Here is an 18,639-nt window from a genome sequence, read left to right as displayed (position 1 = left end):
TAGTGATTTTGATATTTTAATGAATAAAAGCAACATTTTTGGCTGATATGTTGTCACGATAGATTAACTGAATAAAATCAGTCAAGTCTTACAAGGAGAGAAAACCCACTTAAAATGGGTGTAAGGAGAGAAACAACAAGATGTCTAATAACCGTTCTGGAGTATTTTTTGGCGGTTTGATGCTGGGAGCTACTATCGGTGCTTTGACCGGCTTGCTAGTGGCTCCACGCACAGGGCGCGAAACGCGTAAAATTTTGAAAAAATCTGCCAATGCTATCCCAGACTTGGCAGAGGATTTATCAACGAGTGTGCAAATCCAAGCAGATCGTCTATCTGCGATCGCACTACGAAACTGGGATGAAACTTTAGATAGGTTACGGGAAGCGATCGCAGCAGGTGTAGATGCCAGCCAACGAGAAAACCAAGTCTTGAAGCGGCAAACATCTGTTGAAGACTCAGATTCTCTTCCCCAGCAATTAGAACGCTCATAAATGACACAACCGTGATTGAACCCCTGTTTTGGTTGGGACTTTCCTTACTCTTAGTCGCCACAAGTTTGACTGCGGTTTTAGTGGCGGCAATACCGGCTTTGCAGGAGTTAGCACGCGCTGCCCGTAGTGCAGAAAAGCTATTTGATACACTCTCGCGGGAGTTACCGCCTACTCTAGAAGCTATCCGTGTGACTGGTTTGGAAATCACTGACTTAAGTGGTGATGTCAGTGAAGGTGTAAAAAGTGCTAATAAAGTTGTCAAACAAGTCGATCAAAGCCTTGATAGTGCAAGAATTCAGGCTCAAAATCTACAAGTAGGTACACGCAGCATCTTTGTTGGCGCAAAAGCTGCTTGGAAAAACTTCACGCGCCAAAAACCCACAAGGCGAACAAGCGATCGCTTGCCAAGCAATGAAAAACCACCACTAACGTTGCGAGAACGAGAAGTACTCAAGCAAGAACGCCGGATCAAAGCAGAAGTGTACCGCGCTAATGACGGTTACAGCGACGCCGCTAGCTGGGAAAACAATTTTGATGATGAAGATTGACCAAAAAAAGGGCATGGGGTATTGCTAATCTTCCTTTGAAGGCATTCTTCAAAGCCGTTACCTTCCCAAGTGCTGGCGTGTTGAAGAATAGAACGCCCGGAAGCAGGACGGTATGCAAGTTGCTCTTTCTTACTAGAAGTTTCTCTAGAATCGCTTAGAGGGATAGGTTCAAGCTGACCTAATTCCAATGCACTTTATCTTAAATTATCACAAACGTTACTCTCAATCCCCACTCCGCAAAAACGCTTTGCTTTGATCCCTTAGATTAGAGTAAAGTAAACAAGTGTAAAGAAGTATCACTTTTCCACAACTCTTTTAAAACAACTTGTTCACTTTTACCGTTAATATTTGTATAAAAACGTTCATGCAATCTTGTTTTTGGCGACGAATTCTGGTATCAATTGCAGTATTTTTTCTGGCTGGGTCAATTTGGGTCATGCATTCTCCCCCAGCACTGGCTTATGACAATCCTGAGTTACTCCCTGACACCTTTACCCCAGTTGTAGACTTAGCAAAATCTCTTCCTGTCCTCCAAGAAGAAAAGCTTGTCAAAGATTTAGAACAATTTGAAGCTGATACGGGCTGGAAACTGCGAGTATTGACCCAATATGACCGCACCCCAGGTCGGGCAGTTATAAAATATTGGGGTTTGGATGACAAAAGCATTCTACTCGTTGCCGATTCTCGTGGCGGCAACATTCTCAGTTTTAGCGTCGGCGATGCTGTTTATGAACTTTTACCCCGAACTTTTTGGATAGAACTGCAAACCCGCTTCGGTAATTTGTACTTTGTCCGCGAACAAGGCGAAGACCAAGCCATTCTGCAAGCTTTAGAATCCGTTAAAGGCTGTTTACTCAAAGGTGGTTGCAATGTTGTACCCGGACTGCCACGAGAGCAATGGATTCTCACTTTGATTACCTCAATTATTGGTGGGGTGATTTGTGGATTTGCAGCTCAACCCCGCGAGAAAGGACAAATTTTCGCTTGGCAGTGGGCTTTAATTTTCTCACCTTTGTGGGGAATCTTGTTTCTTGCCTTTGGCATTGGGCCAGTAGTAACCCGTACAAGCGACTGGTTGCCTCTAGTTCGCAATATCTCTGGGTTTCTTATTGGCGTCTTGGTTGCTTACCTATCTCCTGTTTTCAGTCGGACTTCTTCCAGTAGTGAGTTATGAATGAGTAGTTAGGAGTTTTTAATTAACTTATAACTCCTAACTACTCACTCTCTGAAGCTGATAAGCTGAAAGCTAATATTTGAGAAGCTCAACAAAAATGGAATGGCACGTAACTGATGCTCAAAGTTTAGCAATCATTGATAGTGAAATTGAAAATCATGTCTTTTCACCCGCAGAGTATGAAATTGTGCGTCGGGTAATATACTCTACAGCTGACTTTGAGTATAAGTCTTTGATTCGTTTCTCTGAGCGTGCCTTGCAAGCAGGAGCAGCAGCACTAGCCGCGCGTACCACAATTGTGGTAGATGTGCCGATGGTGCAAGTAGGTATTGCCTACGAGATTCAAAACACCTTTGCTAATCCCCTATATTGCAGCATGGAAGCTCTGACACGTCCTCAAAAAGAGAAAACTCGGGCAGCATGGGGAATAGAAACCCTAGCAAAGCGTTATCCAGAAGGAATCTTTGTGGTGGGTCAAGCGCAAACAGCACTAACAGCACTGGTAGATTTAATTGAAGCTGAGGAAATTAGACCTGCTTTGATAATTGCAACTCCAGTGGGATTTGTCGATGTCGATGAAGCGAAGCGGCGCTTACAAGACTCCTTAGTGCCTCACATTACAATTGACAGCCGCAAAGGTAATGCAGTTGTAGCAGCTGCGATCGTTGATGGATTGGTAGACTTGGCTTGGCAAGCCTATGGACAAGATGGAAATCGCGGGAGTTAGGAGCGTTGGCTGTATCAAACTCTCTATGGCAAATACTATTTTAAAATATTGAAGATCCAGATATTTCTGTTAATTAGTGCCGAGCCACGAGCCTGGATTCTCTCATTCGTAAATCTTTTGATTGCTGACTAGGTTTACTCTTCTGTGCTACGCCGCCGCCGACGTGGCTTTTGTTGTTGGTCTTCACGCAAGCGGCGACCAACTTCGTTAAAGAAATCTCGCCGTAAATAAGGATAATCGCTAACCCACAGGTCACGGCTAGGAAAGTATATATCGCTGAATTCTTCAATAATGCTCAAATCTGGGCGATTTGACATCACTACCATTTCTGCAATTTGACCGCGAGTTATAACTTTGTAGGCAGGACGTAATGGTGCTACAAACTCAATGCTAAATCCTGTCTCATCTCCCACCTCTAAATTAATCTGTTTTTCTCGGTTTTCTACAATCACCAATTCGCCTTTGCTGTTGACTGTTTCGGTTTTACCCATCAATTGGTCTGTAATCCACCAATCTAGCACTCGACCACGGAAAAAGCCGCCATACTTATAACGGCGGCATTGCAAATTCCGCATACTTGCTTGAAACACTGGATACCACAGCCAAAAAAAAGCGCTAATTACTCCCAGCACAAATACTATTGAAGCAAACTCTAGCTTAAAAATGACTATTGCAAGCAATATTACAACTACGGCTACTACAGAAATTAACAGTCGTTGCAAAAAATTTGAGAACTTCCCCCAGTAGTACTTGTACTGCAAACCAGTGGCGATTAGAGGGATAACTTGTTCAAATTTCTGGCGAGTCAGTGGTACTAACATGAGTGCTGAGTGATGAATGAGCAATAATGTGTTTAAAGTATCTTTTCTAATCCATATACTAACGACTTTAGCGCTAAGATTTTACGAATAGCTAGTAGCACTCCTGGCATATAACAAGCGCGATCGCTCGTATCATGTCGTAAAGTATAAATCTGTCCTGCTGCGCCAAAAATAACTTCTTGATGAGCAATCAATCCTGGCAAGCGGACGCTATGAATTCTGATTCCTTCATCTGCTATACTGCCTCTGGCTCCTGCTAATTTCTCCGTTTCTTCTACAAGAGCAGGGTTAAAAGTTTTACCCAATTCTCCTAATAACTGCGCCGTTTGAATGGCAGTACCACTAGGAGCATCAGCTTTTTGGTTGTGATGTAGTTCGATAATTTCCACATGGTCAAAATATTTTGAGGCTGCGATCGCGGCTTGTTGCAATAGCACCATGCCAATGGAAAAATTAGGAATAATTAGACAACCAGTGCTAGCTTTATCGGCAAAGTCTGCCAAATCTTCAATTTGTTCTGGACTTAACCCAGTGGTGCCGACTACAGGACGAATACCATAGGCGATCGCACTACGAATATTGTCATAAACTGAATCGGGATGAGTAAAGTCTACAATCACCCCCGGAGGAGACTGTCTGTCGCCAGCCACATACCCCAACATCGGTTCTAATTGATTGCTAATTGGTACTTCCAGGGGTTCGCTTAAACCCGCCAACTCTCCAGCGTCTTTATCTTGATGTTCTAAACTGTGGTCAATTGCACCCACTAGGTTTAAGTCTGGCGCTTGCGCTACTGCCTTAATCACCTCACGGCCCATTTTACCAGCAGCACCGTTGACAATAACCGGGATAGGAGCTTGATTCGTCATAGGTCGAGAAATATTTTTTGAGGTAACAAAGGAATTGTAAAGACTTTAGTGATCTAGTAGCTAGCTTCTCAAATCTCTGGCTTAATTCCAACTACCTTGATTTATGCAGTTAATCTCTCAGTTTTTCTACTCTCTACAGTAGATGGATTCTCATGTTCATCTCATTATCTTAGCCAGCAACTATTGTATTTTCGCTACTTCATCTACCACACCTTCAAAAATAATCTCATACTGTTGCTGATAAGTAATTCTTATGATCCATATTAGTCTTTTTTTGTCAAGTCCAATTGACTATTTGTAATATTGTTGTTATATTTATTTACATAACTTAGCAAAGACCAAACTTAACTATCTAACTGGTGTTAGCTAAGAAAAAAAGATTTCGGCATCGGTATATCTCATCGACATTTGGAATTCTCCCATCTACCTCGGCTATCAAGTCGGGGTTTTTTGTGTTTTTAATTAGTTCTTTAATTTATTTAGTCATCTTTGAGATGACTTGAGCTATTAGCCGTAGGTTTCTAACCTATGGCGGGTAATGGTTCCACCGCGAGATTGGAGATTACGTTTTTGAATAATTGTGAAATCTCGGCTGATGGCGGGTAATGGTTCCGGCGCATTACGTTTTTGAATAATTGTGGAATCTTGGCTTGATAACAAGTCCGCCTCAGAATGAATTCTGAGGCTAATAGCTCAAGTCAGCTTAAGCTGACTATGGTTTAATGAACGTGAAGATTAATGAAATTCATGGGTTTAGCTGCGTGAGTTTTGGCCCATCATCTTGATGATTATGCAGTTCCAAAGACGAAATTGTAGTTCCATTGGAATGATGCGCTTTTTGATTCTCTACATACACAACAGCTTGCTCAAGTTGTTTGCTTCCCATTGAAAAAACGCCATATCCCCGTTGCCAACCAAACAAATCTTGTGAGGGCAATAGATGATTGAGATGATGAGCGCTACTGCCTTTAAGATTTTGGACAAAATCAGAGATAGAAAATCTCGGTGGTATGGAAGCCACTAAATGGATGTGGTTTTCTATTCCATTCACAGCATGGACAATGCTACCAAGTGCATTGGCTTTGCCAATGATGTAACTATAAAGTTGGGTTTCGCGTTCAGGGGTAATTAGTGGCTGGCGCTCTTTTGTCGCCCAAACAAGATGATAGTAAAGTCGCCACAGAGCCATGTATGTGCTGTTTTTGATGCAATTTACTGTATCTAGTATTCCCAGAATCGTTAAAAATCTTCCAGTCAGCTTGAGCTGACTTGAGCTATTAGCCTTGGAATTCATTCCGAGGCGGGTAAGGTTGCAACTTTACAAAAGTTCGGTAGCTCCAAATCATCCTTTCTTCAAATTAATGCATGATTTGCTCCTCTTCTTTAAAAATCTTCTAGTCAGCTTGAGCTGACTTGAGCTATCAGCCTTGGAATTTATTCCGAGGCGGGTAGGGTTACAACTTTACAAGAGTTCAGTAGCTCCAAATCATCTTCTCTTCAAATTAAGGGATGATTTGTTTGTCTCCTGCTTCGCAATATAATGCCTCATCCGAAGCGTGCCGGTTGGTGGGAGAATAATAACGAGAAATGATACAAGCCTGGTGTTGTCTCCAGCCCAAAGGAATCTGTAAAAATGTGGAAACGAATTATATTAATTTTGCTATTGGTGTTGAGCTTCAGCCTGAGTAATTCTGATGTAGCGGCAGCATCTGGACTCAAAAGCTTTGTAGACACTAATGATGGCTATCAGTTTTTATATCCTAACGGCTGGTTGCAAGTTAAAGTTGCCAACGGCCCAGATGTCGTTTTCCACGATTTGATTGAGGTGTCTGAAAATGTTTCTGTTGTGATTAGCCCAGTACCAGAAGGGAAAACTTTGTCAGAATTGGGAACCCCAACAGAAGTGGGGTATAAGTTGGGAAAAGCAGCTCTTGCGCCTCCTGACTCTGGTCGTTCAGCTGAATTAATCAATGCTGCACAGCGAGAAGTAGACGGGAAAATCTACTACCTTTTAGAGTATGAGGTTAAACTCCCCAATCAACAGGAACGACACAACATCGCCAGTGTCGCTGTTAGCCGTGGTAAAGTTTTTACCCTCAATGCTTCAATTCCTGAGAAACGCTGGCCGAGAGTTAAACGAATGATTGATGAGGTTGTCAATTCTTTTACTGTTTATTAATTAAGGAGTGGGGAACGGAGAAGAAGCAGGGGAGCAGGGAGCAGGGAGCAAGGTAGAAGAATTTTTCCTACTCCTTGCCCTTGGAGCCTGTTTTTGATGTCCAGTGCCCTATGCGTTACTCCCAATTACAAAGTTTGTCTAGAAATATCATGAAAATTCCACCTTTTGTACTTGCCTCAGCTTCCCCAGCCCGACGCCGCTTGCTACAAACTGTTGGTATTGAACCGATAGTTCGCGCAAGTGATTTTGATGAATCCCAAATTGAATTAAGTGAACCAGCAGAATTGGTCAAAACTCTTGCCCAATACAAGGCACAAACTGTAGCCCCACAGTTTGAATCGGCTTTGATTATGGGTTGTGATTCGGTTTTGTTCATGAATGGTGAAATTTACGGCAAACCACCAGACACAACTGATGCGATCGCTCGTTGGCAGATAATGCAGGGTAACTTTGGCGACTTGTACACAGGTCACGCCTTAATTGACTTATCCCAAAATCAGACTATAGTCAAGTCTCAAGTCACAAGAGTTTACTTTACCCAAATGAGCGATCGCGCCATTCAAGCTTACGTTGCCACAGGTGAACCCCTGAAGTGTGCTGGAGCCTTTGCAATTGAAGGTTTTGGTAGTTTCTTCGTCGAAAAAATTGAAGGCTGTCACACTAACGTAATTGGACTCAGTTTACCCCTGCTACGGCACATGCTAGGAGAACTAGGATACGATGCTACTGATTTCTGGCAATAGTCATTTGCTCAATGCCCAATGCCCAATGACTAATAACTAAATTGCCTGATATTGAGTATTGCCTCTCCATGATCAGGAATCCAGGCTAGCCACTCATCTGCTGAAACCGGACACAATAAAAGTGCTTCGTCAAAACTAAAGGGATTAGGAAGTTGCAAAAGCTTCACCCAAGTAGAAGCTGTTAACTGCTGCAAACCTTCCAAATTCTGTCTTTTTGGTTGGACAGCAAAATCTGGTTTACGAGAATCTAGTTTCATAGCTTTCTATTAGCCTTTACGAATGGGCTAATCCAAAATTAATTCTGTAACCTAGACTACAAAATAAATAATCCTTCTGAAAAGTATCTGTCTTATAAATTTACGTTGGCTGGGTGCAAGTGTTTGCTTATATTGCAGACCACAACAGCTATGGCACAACAGGTTGTAGACTGGCCACTAGATCGCATTCCCAACTAGAATATGTCATTTACTTCTATGCCCTCGCTGCGTGAGCAACAACATCCCCTAATTCGTCAGCTAGCTGATTGTATTGAGGCAGCTTGGCATCAGCACTTGGATCTATCGCCATACCATTTGCCTGATGAGTTGGGGTATGTGGAAGGTAGACTAGAAGGGGAAAAACTGACAATTGAAAACCGTTGCTATCAAACACCACAGTTCCGAAAAATGCACTTGGAACTGGCAAAAATCGGAAATATGCTGGATATTTTGCACTGCGTGATGTTTCCCCGTCCAGAATATAACCTGCCGATGTTTGGTTGCGATTTAGTTGGAGGTAGAGGGCAAATTAGTGCAGCGATCGCAGACCTTTCTCCGATCCAATTAGGGCGAACCTTACCAGAATCTTATACTTCTGCGCTGACACAGCTAACAGTGCTTAACTTTTCCCAACCTCGTGAATTACCTGAATGGGGAGATATTTTTTCAGATTTTTGCATCTTTGTGCGCCCCAGTTCCCCAGAAGAAGAAACAATATTTCTCTCGCGGGTGCGAGAATTTTTAGATATTCACTGCACCCAAGCGATCGCCTCACATCCTGTTTCATCTGAACAAGTTACACAAAATCTCGCCGGACAACACAACTACTGCACCAAACAGCAGCAAAACGATAAAACCCGCCGCGTACTAGAAAAAGCTTTTGGCCCAGCTTGGGCAGAAAATTACATGACTACAGTCTTATTCGACCTCCCAACTTAATCATCCCCTCATCTCCCCCATCTGTAGGCTCTGTTACGTTTTCGCGTAACGGATAAATGTAGAATTCATTCAACGAGAGTTTAATGGAGTCCCAAAACAGCAACAGGGAGAATAGTAAGGTCTTTGAAGCAAACATCACAAAATGGTTTGTTGTCTTGGTAGGTAGTGCAAGCAACTAGCCCTGCTAAGTCATTGACCAGAAAGTTAAGGAAACTCTAATGTTAGAAATGCTCAATTTGACAGATATTTTTTAGTTAATTAATCCTTGATTCACTTAAGGAAGACTAACTTTTGTACCAAGATTGTATCCAGCAAAGGTAACAGTCTATTTTTGACGTTTTTTTTCAATTTTGTGACTAACTATAGCCGTAGTGAATGTAGCAGTATACCGCATCATACCAATTTGGGATTTTGTGTGGAGGTACGATACATCGCGTCTCTACATCTAGATTCATACTGCTTGTGAATTTTGCTAACGTCCATTGTACTCATGCCTCAATAATACTCAGATAGGATTTACGCAAAATAATGAAAAAACGAACCGCCAAGGTCGCCAAGGACGCGGAGAAATAAGAGTTTTAGAGAGTTCTTGCGTAAGTCCTGTCAGAGTTATTGAATAGCCAGCTACTATAGCGTTTCTCAGTATCAACACAGACTTAACAAGAACAGCCTCTCTTAAGAGCTAGTGTTGCGAAGTCAGCCTCAAAGCCTCTCTCCTTTTAGGAGCTACAGTGTACACGCAAGTCTTTTAAAGTTGCTGTGTAACGTAGGGTGGGTTAATTTTTGTAGGTCGATGCCAACAAAGGTGCGAGTCGACACAACAAAAGTGCAGAACGATGCAACAAAGGTGCGAGTCGATACAACAAAGGTGCAGAGCGATGCAACAAAGGTGCGAGTCAATATAACAAAAGTGCGAGTCGATACAACCAAAGTGCAGAGCGATGCAACAAAGGTGCAGGTCGATGCAAGAGACTTGTGTGTACACCGTAGCCTTTTAGGAGAGGAATGGAAGTGAGGCCAAAATGTATTACATACAAACAAGAAGCACTATAGAAAACACCATTTTCTAAAACCATAGTGTTAAGCGTTCATCACGCGATGGATTTTAAGCCATACCCAGCTTTAAACCACTGTTGTTTGTCCTAAGCGGCTGGCTGTTGATTAAAAACCTTTTTATTTTTACTTCCATCAGCACAATTCAGGTAAATGGGCAACATACTATGTCAAGGGTGACTGAAAAGCCAAAGCCAAGTGAGCAGGCATTTAATCAAGAACAACCTAAGATTTGGTGGGGTATCGCTGTAGCCGTGCCAATAGTAATTGCGGCTGGCATACTAGGTACAGCTAAAATCGAACAGCTGAGAAAACTAACTACATCTGCCCCCGTAATGCCAGCTACTAATAGCATTAGTGCTGTCGGGCGTTTGGAACCGCGAGGCGAAGTTGTTAAATTGTCCGCCCCATCATCAGGATTAGCACCATCGTCACGAATTCAACAACTTTTAGTGAGAGAGGGTGAACAGGTAAAGCAAGGCCAAATTATCGCAATTTTGGATAACCGCGATACCCAAATAGCCGGACTACAAGAGGCAAAAGCCAAAGTGCAAGAAGCCCGTGCCAATTTAGCGCAAGTCAAAGCGGGATCTCCAAGAGATATTCAAGCCCAAAGAGCAGTTATAGCTCGCCTACAAGCGCAGTTAATTGGGGAAAGGAGTGCAGGGCAAGCAACGATCGCGCGGATTGCAGCTCAGTTAAGTGGTGATAAACTTGTCCAACAAGCAACCGTGAATCGCTTAGAAGCTGAACTCAGTGGGCAAAGAGATGCTCTCAGGGCAACGCTTACACGTATTAAAGCTGAACAGCGCAATGCTCAAGTCGATGCCGGACGCTATGATTATTTATACAAAGAAGGCGCTATTTCTCAGCAAGAGCGGGATAGAAGACGCTTGAGTGCAGTAACTTCTAATCAACAGGTGGCGGAAAGCCAAGCTACGCTAAAGCAAACATTGGCAACTCTACGACAGCAACTTGCCGAAGCCAGAGCTACCCAAATACAAAATTTAGCAACTTTGCAACAGCAGCTAATCGAAGCCAAAGTTAACCGTGATAAAACCGTAGCAACTTTGCAAAGACAAATTGATGAAGAAAAGGCCAAACTGAGCAGAATTTTAGAGGTTAGTCCTACTGATGTGCAAGTGGCGCAAGCCCAAGTTAGTAATGCGATCGCAAATATCAGAAAAGCCGAAGCAGAACTAAAGTTAAGCTACGTTCAAGCACCAATCGCAGGAGAGATTTTAAAAGTTTACACCAAATCAGGCGAAGCGATCGGTGCAAATGGCATTGCTGAAATTGGACAAACCAACCAAATGTTTGTGATTGCTGAAGTCGCCGAAGATAGTATTGGTAAAGTGCGTGTTGGTCAAAACGCCACTATCAGCAGCGATAATGGAGCATTTAGCGGCGAATTAAAGGGAACTGTAACTGAAATTGGCAGAAAAATTGGTAAAAAAGATGTGCTGAATACAGATCCAGCAGCAGATGTGGATGCCAGAGTTGTAGAAGTGAAAATTGCTCTGTCTCCAGAAGATAGCCAGAAAGTTTCTGGTTTAACTTACGCCAAAGTTGTTGTCGATATTAATAACTAATCAAGTTCTTGGCGAGCAGTAATACCAATTTGTTATTTGATAACTTGGATTACAAATGCTCTTAATCAAACTGCCTAATTAATTTTAAGCGGTCTATAAATTCGATCCGAGCGTAATTACGAGCTACGAATTATCTTAACTGTGCTTGGATGCCTATAAAATGAGTCAAAAAATACCTCTGTCGTGGCTACAACTGACAAGAGAAAAAACTCGCCTAGCTGTGGCTTTAGCAGGAATTGCTTTCGCTGATATTCTAATGTTTATGCAACTCGGTTTCCGGGATGCTTTGTATTATAGTAACGTTCGATTCCATAACAGTTTACAGGGTGATATTGTTTTAATTAACAGTCAATCTAATGCTGTTCTGGCGATGAGGAGCTTTTCTCAAAGACGGTTATATAAAGCTTTAGAATTACCCGCAGTCCAATCAGTACATCCGATATATTTAGACTTTACAATTTGGAAAAATCCTGTAACAGGTCGCCCTCGTAGTATCTTGATATTTGGAATGAACCCAGAAACTAACCTAGTTGATTTACCTGGAGTTCAAGAGAATTTAGATAAACTTAAACTACCTGATGTAGTTCTATTTGACCGTTCTTCTAGAGTGGAGTATGGCCCAATTGCTGCTAATTATGAACAAGGTAAAACCGTAACCGCAGAAGTGCGAAGACGGCGAATTAAAGTCGGAGGACTATTTACATTAGGTGCATCATTTGGCGCAGATGGTAATTTAATTACAAGTGATATTAACTTTCTGCGGATATTCAGCAATCGTCAAAAAGGATTAATTGATATTGGACTAATTAGATTAAAACCAGGAGCTAATGCTAACGTTGTTGCCGAAGAATTACGAAAGTATTTACCGAGTGAAGTAAATGTGTTAACTAAAGAAGAATTTATTGAGTTTGAGCGAAACTATTGGGCAAATAGTACAGCTATTGGGTTTATTTTTACATTAGGGACTGTCATGGGTTTCATTGTGGGGACTGTGATAGTTTATCAAATCCTTTATACAGAAGTTGCAGATCATTTAGCTGAATACGCTACTCTCAAAGCAATAGGTTACACACAAACCTATTTATTGACGGTCATTCTTCAAGAGGCTTTGTTATTAGCAATTTTAGGATATTTCCCTGGAATAATATTTTCTTTATTTATGTATAACACCGCCAGAAATGCAACACTCTTACCAGTTTTTATGAGTTTTGATCGGGCAGTAATGGTGTTGATTTTGACTATGTTAATGTGCATTGTTTCTGGTGCGATCGCAGTCCGAAAATTACGTTCTGCCGATCCAGCAGATATATTTTAATTAAGTCAATATTAATTAAAATAATTTATTAACAACTATAGTTTATAATCAATAATCAAGAAAGCTTGATTTTTGATAAGTGCTACAGTTACGTTTCAAAACTGTTAACTTGTAACTAATAAGAATATGATAGAAAAAGAACCTGTAATTGCGATTAAGAATCTCAATCACTACTATGGCAAAGGGGCGCTGAGAAAACAGATATTATTTGACATCAACCTAGAAATTTATCCAGGTGAAATTGTAATTATGACTGGGCCATCAGGTTCAGGTAAAACAACATTACTGAGCTTAATTGGTGGTTTACGGTCTGTACAAGAAGGAAGTTTAAAGTTTTTAGGTGAAGAACTTGTTGGCGTCAGTCAAAACAAACTGGTGCAGATGCGGCGTAACATTGGTTATATTTTTCAAGCTCACAATTTGCTAGGGTTCTTGACAGCAAAGCAAAATGTGCAAATGGCGGTAGAATTGAATGATAATATTTCTAAAACAGAAGCAGTAGCTAAATCAAAAGCCATGCTAGGGTCTGTTGGTCTAGAAGAACGAGTTGATTACTACCCAGATAATCTTTCTGGTGGACAGAAACAAAGAATTGCGATCGCTCGCGCCTTAGTAAATCGTCCCCCACTGGTGCTAGCAGACGAACCGACAGCAGCATTAGACAAACAATCAGGACGCGATGTTGTAGAAATAATGCAGAGTTTAGCCAAAAATCAGGGAACTACTATTTTATTAGTGACACACGACAACCGCATTTTAGATATAGCCGATCGCATCGTAGAAATGGAAGATGGTCTTTTAACCCGTAATTCTCCCAATGCGATTATTCAGCCATGATTTTAGTCATTAGTCATTTGTCCTTTGTGAATGACTAATGATTAATGACTAATGACCAATGACTAATAACAACCATAATTCATTGCCTAGCCGAGCCTGATTTTTTCATTCCAGGTTGGTTTGGCAAAGTTGGAGCATTTGGTTGGCGACTAGTACGAAAAGTCACATTCACGCCTTCATTTGATTGTTCTAGCACCAGTAGAGGCGTAGGTTTAGCCTTTTGATCCCAATGCATACTAGCAATCCGACCTTGAATTGTTGGTTGCCAACTATCCTCATTTTCTATGGGGCTTAGGTAAGTTTCTATACAGTCAATAATTTGACTAATAGTTGCAGAAGTCGCCTGCGTTGGTAACTTCATTAACCGGATTTGAATCCGAAATAGTACTTTTTTAGCACTGTTCGGTGGAGTACCAGTTTCATACTCTACATCAAAAATTTCATCTACTTGTCGTCCAGCACTGTTAGCAATTCCGACTGATCCAAGTTGTGCTTGATTTGGACGCAGGGCTTGAGTAACTTTTTCTTTAATCTGAATCTTTATTTGATTAAGGATTGCAAAATGAAAAACCTCTTCTGCCATCCGCATACGCAGGTAATCCAGGTTAAAGTCTCGTGAGTTGACCAAATCAGGATTAGTTTCCATTTTGCGAATCGTTTCCAGCGCCAGCTTAAATTTTTTCTCTAATTCTCGCGCGCGGAATTGTTCAAACTTAAGTTTTTTCTCCAGCTTATCCTTCTGGAGCTTACTATATACAATCAGAGCAATCACCGCTAAAGCCAGCCCTCCTGAAGATACCAACAATAATGGTGGTATTTGAGGATTACTTGCTGGCACTTCCTGGGATGCTTTTTTAGGCTTTCCTGAGGTTTGGGCAAGAAATATCGAAGTGGACATGGTTGGAAACTGAAAAACTTGACTCCTGATGTTTAGGATGCCCAAATCTTCAATGCCATCTTGCTGTATGATTAATATTTTTTACAGCCTTTTACAAATCACCTATGTCCAGACACCAAAGCATCCTTGCCCTGTCTGAGTTTTCATCTAAAAGCTTTAGTAATATTCGTCTGATAGCCACAGATATGGATGGCACTCTGACTAAACGAGGAAAATTTACTCCTGCACTCTTGCAAGCTTTAGAGGATTTAGCGGCAGCTGACATTAAGGTGATGATTGTCACAGGACGTTCTGCTGGGTGGGTGAATGGATTGAGTAGTTTGATGCCAGTGGCAGGTGCAATGGCAGAAAATGGTGGTTTGTACTTTCCGCCTGGAAACCAGAAACCAGTAGTCTTAACACCCATTCTCGATTTAGTTAAACATCGCCAGCACTTGGCTACGACTTTTGAAAATTTACAAACTAAATTTCCCCAAATCCAAGAATCTGCTGATAATCGCTTTCGCATCACCGATTGGACTTTTGATGTAGGTGCTTTGCATCAAGAGGAACTACAAATCCTAGAGAATCTCTGTCAACAAATGGGTTGGGGATTTACCTATAGTAACGTGCAGTGCCACATTAAACCCCAAGGGCAAGATAAAGCTGTAGGATTGTTGCAAGTCTTGCGCGAATATTTGCCCCAGTATTCACCAGAACAAATTGTCACTGTTGGTGATAGTCCCAATGATGAAAGCTTATTTAATCCGCGTTATTTTCCTATTTCTGTAGGCGTGGCAAACGTGCTGGAATATGTGAATAAGTTGAAATATCTCCCTACTTATATTACTAACGCTGCCGAAGGCGAAGGATTTTGTGAGTTATCTAGTTATATTTTGAAAAGCTTGCACATCTCAAGTTAGCCAGAAGTAGAGTTATTCTACTGATGACACCCTCTGTTTATCCCAATTGTACACCATACATAAAAACGTTATGGCGTACCCAATTGTTCAGTGGGCGGCGCTATTTTCTCGCCCTCATGTCAACCAACTAGAACTCTTCAGAATATGTTAACCTAGTATGGTTAACTAATCTCGCACATCTAAGAATTCGGGTGTTTCCCAATTGGGAAATGCACTTGGATGGAGGTTTAACCCGAATCGGAGTTAAAAAATATATGCCAGTAGTTTCATTGGCTCAAATGATGGAGTCAGGGGTTCACTTTGGGCATCAGACCCGGCGTTGGAACCCAAAAATGTCTCCTTACATTTATACTTCCCGCAATGGTGTGCATATTATCGACTTGGTGCAAACTGCCCAGTTGATGGATAATGCCTACAACTACATGCGATCGCACGCAGAACAAGGGAAGAAATTTCTTTTTGTCGGCACCAAGCGCCAAGCAGCTGGAATTATTGCCCAAGAAGCTACCCGTTGTGGTTCCCACTATATTAACCAACGCTGGTTGGGTGGAATGCTGACCAATTGGGCAACCATCAAAACACGGGTAGACCGTCTAAAAGATTTAGAACGCCGTGAAGAAACTGGCGCACTAGATTTATTACCGAAAAAAGAAGCATCAATGCTACGTCGGGAAATGACGAAGCTCCAAAAATATTTGGGCGGCATTAAAACAATGCGGAAAGTACCCGATATCGTGGTGATTGTAGACCAACGTCGGGAATATAACGCAGTTCAAGAATGCCAAAAGCTGAATATTCCCATTGTGTCCATGCTGGATACAAACTGTGACCCAGATGTAGTAGATATCCCCATTCCGGCAAACGACGATGCTATCAGGTCAATTAAGCTGATAGTCGGAAAATTGGCGGATGCCATTTATGAAGGTCGTCACGGTCAGCTTGAGGCTGAAGATGATTACGAAGATTACGACGGCAGTGAGTATGACGATGACTATGAAGAAACCGAATATACTGACGCCGTAATTCCCGACGAAGAAACAGAAGAATAAATAAAGCAGGGGTGAAGGAAGTATCCGAAGGAGGGCGGTAGCTGGCACAGTAGCAGCAAGCCGCCCTAGCCTGCGGTAAATCTTAGGTTAAGGTAAAGGCGAAAAAACTCATACCTTATAACTTCATTATTTTTTCTACCCCACCCCTGAGTAAGATAGAAATACTCAACACCCGTGAGCGATTACAACTCGAGGTCAAGTTAGGAATTGAGGCAACATGGCGGAAATATCTGCAAAACTCGTCCAAGAGCTACGCCAAAAAACTGGTGCCGGCATGATGGACTGCAAAAAGGCGCTGATAGAGACTAATGGCAACGTAGAAGAAGCCATAGACTGGCTACGGAAAAAAGGCATCTCTAAGGCAGGGGGAAAAAGCGATCGCGTTGCGGCAGAAGGGCTAGTAGACACTTACATTCAGCCCGGTGGTCGAGTGGGTGTACTCATAGAAGTGAACTGCCAAACCGACTTTGTTGCTCGTAACGAGGCTTTTAAAGCTTTAGTTAAGAATCTAGCCAAGCAAGCAGCAACTGCTGATAGTGTTGAGTCTTTGTTGGCTCAACCCTATATTGAAAATGAAAGTGGGACTGTAGAAGAATTCATCAAGCAAACCATTGCCACGCTCGGTGAAAATATCCAAGTGCGTCGCTTTGTCAATTTTGCCCTAGCAGAAGGCACACAAGGTGTAGTAGACAGCTACATTCACACTGGCGGTCGAGTTGGTGTATTGGTAGAACTGGGTTCTCAAAGTGAGTCGGTGGCTACCAATCAAGAGTTCCAAAACTTGGCACGGAACACTGCAATGCAAGTTGCCGCTTGTCCAAATGTCGAGTATGTCAGTGTAGACCAAATCCCCGCCGAAGTTGCCCAAAAGGAAAAAGATATTGAAATGGGCAAGGATGATTTGGCGAACAAGCCAGATAACATCAAAGAAAAAATTGTTCAGGGACGGATTGAAAAACGCCTGAAAGAATTGACCTTGCTCGATCAACCTTACATTCGCGATCAAAGTATTTCCGTGGAAGACTTGGTGAAGCAAGTGAAGGCGCAATTAGGCGGAGAGATTCAAGTGACCCGCTTTGTCCGCTATATACTGGGCGAAGGCATTGAAAAGCAAGAAATTAGCTTTGCTGATGAAGTCGCCGCACAAATGGGTACTAAGTAATACTTAGTCATTGGTCATTAGTCATTAGTCTTTAGCAAAGACAAAGGACAAATGACTCTTTATTAAACAGGTCAAGCAAATAGCCTGACCTGTATTTTATTAGTAGAGACGCGAAATATCGCATTTAATTTAAAATATAAAATCCTCTGGAAAGTTATCCTAAAATAAATTTGTACATTTGTACTATGTAATAGTTCACATGGGCAAGAACAAAAAGATATGGCAAGAGCAATCGAGCGAATTGAACGGGATATTGCAGGAATAAAAGAAGCGATTCGAGCGATCGCAGTAGAATTACAAAACGCTTATGCTAGTTATTTAAACACCTTGGCGCTAGCTGTACGAAAACAGTTGATTCTGGCAAGTTACCACCTTTGTACTCAGGGGTATCCTGAAAACTTTCTGAATTTATCATTGAATCAGCGTCAGCAATTGCAACAAGCTATCCGCAACTTGGGGCAAGTGGCAGGGGATAAATTGCTTGCTTGTATTCAAAGTCAGGAAGTTGGGGAAGATGATGGGGATGAGGGAGATGAGAAAGTAACATCCTTTTTATCTTCTGGACTTCTGGATACCTCTAATTCTCAGTCTTTCACTGCTGACACTTCTAATCCTATAGAACTAGTAAAATGGCAACAGAACTTAGAAGAGGTTACGCAAGAGATACTGAAAAAACTTTCGCATGATGCTAATGTTTTAATACAAAAATCTGGGGTATTACCTAAAAAATTACCAGAACCGATTTTAGCAGCAGCAGCTGCTGCTGCATCAGAAGCATCTGCTGAGGTAATGCCAGGGCCACCCAACTTATTAAACTTAGTAATTGAAATTGAAAATGAGCAGCAGTCAGAAGATTCTGGACTGACGCAAGTTATGGCTATTAACCTGCGATTAGGAGAAATTGAATTTGCTGATGTGGCACTCTCTTCTGAGCGCAAGCAAATCCGCAGTATTTTAGTTCAGCTAAACAAGTTAGGACGAGAGTATCAAAAGAAACATCGAGAAAGAGCGATCGCGGAAGCTGAAGCTGCATGGCGTGCTAGTTGGTTTGAATAAAGTTATGAGTTATGAATTATGAGTTAT

The 18,639-nt window shown here is 41.9% G+C and carries 21 protein-coding genes; 15 read left to right on the top strand and 6 right to left on the bottom strand.

What is annotated here, in order from left to right; all coding sequences use genetic code 11:
- The first annotated feature begins 140 nt into the window (after nucleotides 1–140).
- From RMY00_RS17230 to RMY00_RS17215, 4 genes are all read left to right on the top strand, one after another.
- A complete protein-coding gene (locus RMY00_RS17230; protein WP_322648688.1) occupies nucleotides 141–491 on the top strand; it encodes a YtxH domain-containing protein in 351 nt (116 codons plus the stop codon).
- Nucleotides 492–502: 11 nt separating this feature from the next.
- Complete coding sequence (locus RMY00_RS17225) at nucleotides 503–1,039, top strand: DUF948 domain-containing protein (protein WP_322648687.1); 537 nt, start codon at nucleotides 503–505, stop codon at nucleotides 1,037–1,039.
- 364 nt (nucleotides 1,040–1,403) lie between these two features.
- Nucleotides 1,404–2,213 carry a TPM domain-containing protein gene (locus RMY00_RS17220; protein WP_322648686.1) on the top strand — a complete coding sequence of 270 codons (810 nt, stop codon included), beginning with the start codon at nucleotides 1,404–1,406 and terminating at the stop codon, nucleotides 2,211–2,213.
- Between the two features lie 97 nt (nucleotides 2,214–2,310).
- Complete coding sequence (locus RMY00_RS17215; protein ID WP_322648685.1) at nucleotides 2,311–2,940, top strand: precorrin-8X methylmutase; 630 nt, start codon at nucleotides 2,311–2,313, stop codon at nucleotides 2,938–2,940.
- 134 nt (nucleotides 2,941–3,074) lie between these two features.
- Here the strand turns inward: RMY00_RS17215 and RMY00_RS17210 are convergent, their stop codons facing one another.
- From RMY00_RS17210 to tnpA, 4 genes are all read right to left on the bottom strand, one after another.
- Entirely contained in the window at nucleotides 3,075–3,761 is a 687-nt protein-coding gene (locus tag RMY00_RS17210) for a phosphate ABC transporter permease (RefSeq protein ID WP_322648684.1), read from the bottom strand.
- A 32-nt stretch (nucleotides 3,762–3,793) separates the two neighbouring features.
- A complete protein-coding gene (gene dapB / locus RMY00_RS17205; protein WP_322648683.1) occupies nucleotides 3,794–4,630 on the bottom strand; it encodes a 4-hydroxy-tetrahydrodipicolinate reductase in 837 nt (278 codons plus the stop codon).
- 507 nt (nucleotides 4,631–5,137) lie between these two features.
- The gene (locus tag RMY00_RS17200; RefSeq protein WP_322648682.1) at nucleotides 5,138–5,290 is read right to left on the bottom strand and encodes a hypothetical protein; all 153 of its coding nucleotides are present in this window, start codon (nucleotides 5,288–5,290) and stop codon (nucleotides 5,138–5,140) included.
- Nucleotides 5,291–5,375: 85 nt separating this feature from the next.
- Nucleotides 5,376–5,819, bottom strand: a complete 444-nt coding sequence (tnpA, locus tag RMY00_RS17195; RefSeq protein ID WP_322648809.1) for an IS200/IS605 family transposase — start codon at nucleotides 5,817–5,819, stop codon at nucleotides 5,376–5,378.
- 444 nt (nucleotides 5,820–6,263) lie between these two features.
- Here tnpA and psbP point away from each other — a divergent pair, with 444 nt between their 5' ends.
- The gene (gene psbP, locus RMY00_RS17190) at nucleotides 6,264–6,809 is read left to right on the top strand and encodes a photosystem II reaction center PsbP (RefSeq protein ID WP_322648681.1); all 546 of its coding nucleotides are present in this window, start codon (nucleotides 6,264–6,266) and stop codon (nucleotides 6,807–6,809) included.
- A 149-nt stretch (nucleotides 6,810–6,958) separates the two neighbouring features.
- On the top strand, nucleotides 6,959–7,552 hold the full coding sequence (locus tag RMY00_RS17185) for a nucleoside triphosphate pyrophosphatase (protein ID WP_322648680.1): 594 nt from the start codon (nucleotides 6,959–6,961) through the stop codon (nucleotides 7,550–7,552).
- A 29-nt stretch (nucleotides 7,553–7,581) separates the two neighbouring features.
- Here the strand turns inward: RMY00_RS17185 and RMY00_RS17180 are convergent, their stop codons facing one another.
- Nucleotides 7,582–7,809, bottom strand: a complete 228-nt coding sequence (locus RMY00_RS17180; protein WP_322648679.1) for a hypothetical protein — start codon at nucleotides 7,807–7,809, stop codon at nucleotides 7,582–7,584.
- 201 nt (nucleotides 7,810–8,010) lie between these two features.
- Between RMY00_RS17180 and RMY00_RS17175 the strand changes: the two genes are divergently transcribed.
- From RMY00_RS17175 to RMY00_RS17155, 5 genes are all read left to right on the top strand, one after another.
- Nucleotides 8,011–8,748: a phycocyanobilin:ferredoxin oxidoreductase gene (locus tag RMY00_RS17175; protein ID WP_322648678.1), complete on the top strand. Its 738-nt coding sequence runs from the start codon at nucleotides 8,011–8,013 to the stop codon at nucleotides 8,746–8,748.
- Between the two features lie 826 nt (nucleotides 8,749–9,574).
- Nucleotides 9,575–9,763 (top strand): hypothetical protein, encoded by a 189-nt coding sequence (locus RMY00_RS17170; RefSeq protein WP_322648677.1) that lies wholly within the window; start codon nucleotides 9,575–9,577, stop codon nucleotides 9,761–9,763.
- Between the two features lie 205 nt (nucleotides 9,764–9,968).
- On the top strand, nucleotides 9,969–11,393 hold the full coding sequence (locus RMY00_RS17165; RefSeq protein ID WP_322648676.1) for an HlyD family efflux transporter periplasmic adaptor subunit: 1,425 nt from the start codon (nucleotides 9,969–9,971) through the stop codon (nucleotides 11,391–11,393).
- 160 nt (nucleotides 11,394–11,553) lie between these two features.
- Nucleotides 11,554–12,708: an ABC transporter permease DevC gene (gene devC / locus RMY00_RS17160; protein WP_322648675.1), complete on the top strand. Its 1,155-nt coding sequence runs from the start codon at nucleotides 11,554–11,556 to the stop codon at nucleotides 12,706–12,708.
- A 126-nt stretch (nucleotides 12,709–12,834) separates the two neighbouring features.
- Nucleotides 12,835–13,545, top strand: coding sequence for a DevA family ABC transporter ATP-binding protein (locus RMY00_RS17155; protein ID WP_322648674.1), 711 nt, complete (start codon nucleotides 12,835–12,837; stop codon nucleotides 13,543–13,545).
- A gap of 79 nt (nucleotides 13,546–13,624) precedes the next feature.
- Here RMY00_RS17155 and RMY00_RS17150 read toward each other — a convergent pair whose 3' ends face one another.
- Nucleotides 13,625–14,443, bottom strand: coding sequence for a hypothetical protein (locus RMY00_RS17150; protein WP_322648673.1), 819 nt, complete (start codon nucleotides 14,441–14,443; stop codon nucleotides 13,625–13,627).
- Between the two features lie 104 nt (nucleotides 14,444–14,547).
- Between RMY00_RS17150 and RMY00_RS17145 the strand changes: the two genes are divergently transcribed.
- The 4 genes from RMY00_RS17145 (at nucleotide 14,548) to RMY00_RS17130 (ending at nucleotide 18,612) form a co-directional block, all read left to right on the top strand.
- The gene (locus RMY00_RS17145) at nucleotides 14,548–15,345 is read left to right on the top strand and encodes an HAD family hydrolase (RefSeq protein WP_322648672.1); all 798 of its coding nucleotides are present in this window, start codon (nucleotides 14,548–14,550) and stop codon (nucleotides 15,343–15,345) included.
- 254 nt (nucleotides 15,346–15,599) lie between these two features.
- Nucleotides 15,600–16,394, top strand: coding sequence for a 30S ribosomal protein S2 (gene rpsB / locus RMY00_RS17140; RefSeq protein ID WP_322648671.1), 795 nt, complete (start codon nucleotides 15,600–15,602; stop codon nucleotides 16,392–16,394).
- A gap of 217 nt (nucleotides 16,395–16,611) precedes the next feature.
- A complete protein-coding gene (tsf, locus tag RMY00_RS17135) occupies nucleotides 16,612–17,556 on the top strand; it encodes a translation elongation factor Ts (RefSeq protein ID WP_322648670.1) in 945 nt (314 codons plus the stop codon).
- A 219-nt stretch (nucleotides 17,557–17,775) separates the two neighbouring features.
- Entirely contained in the window at nucleotides 17,776–18,612 is an 837-nt protein-coding gene (locus RMY00_RS17130; protein ID WP_322648669.1) for a hypothetical protein, read from the top strand.
- Nucleotides 18,613–18,639 lie beyond the last annotated feature (27 nt).

This window comes from Nostoc sp. ChiVER01, from assembly GCF_034531155.1.
GTDB lineage: Bacteria > Cyanobacteriota > Cyanobacteriia > Cyanobacteriales > Nostocaceae > Nostoc.
The sequence above is the reverse complement of the archived record's forward strand: the minus strand, read 5'-3'. Positions and strand labels throughout refer to the sequence as shown.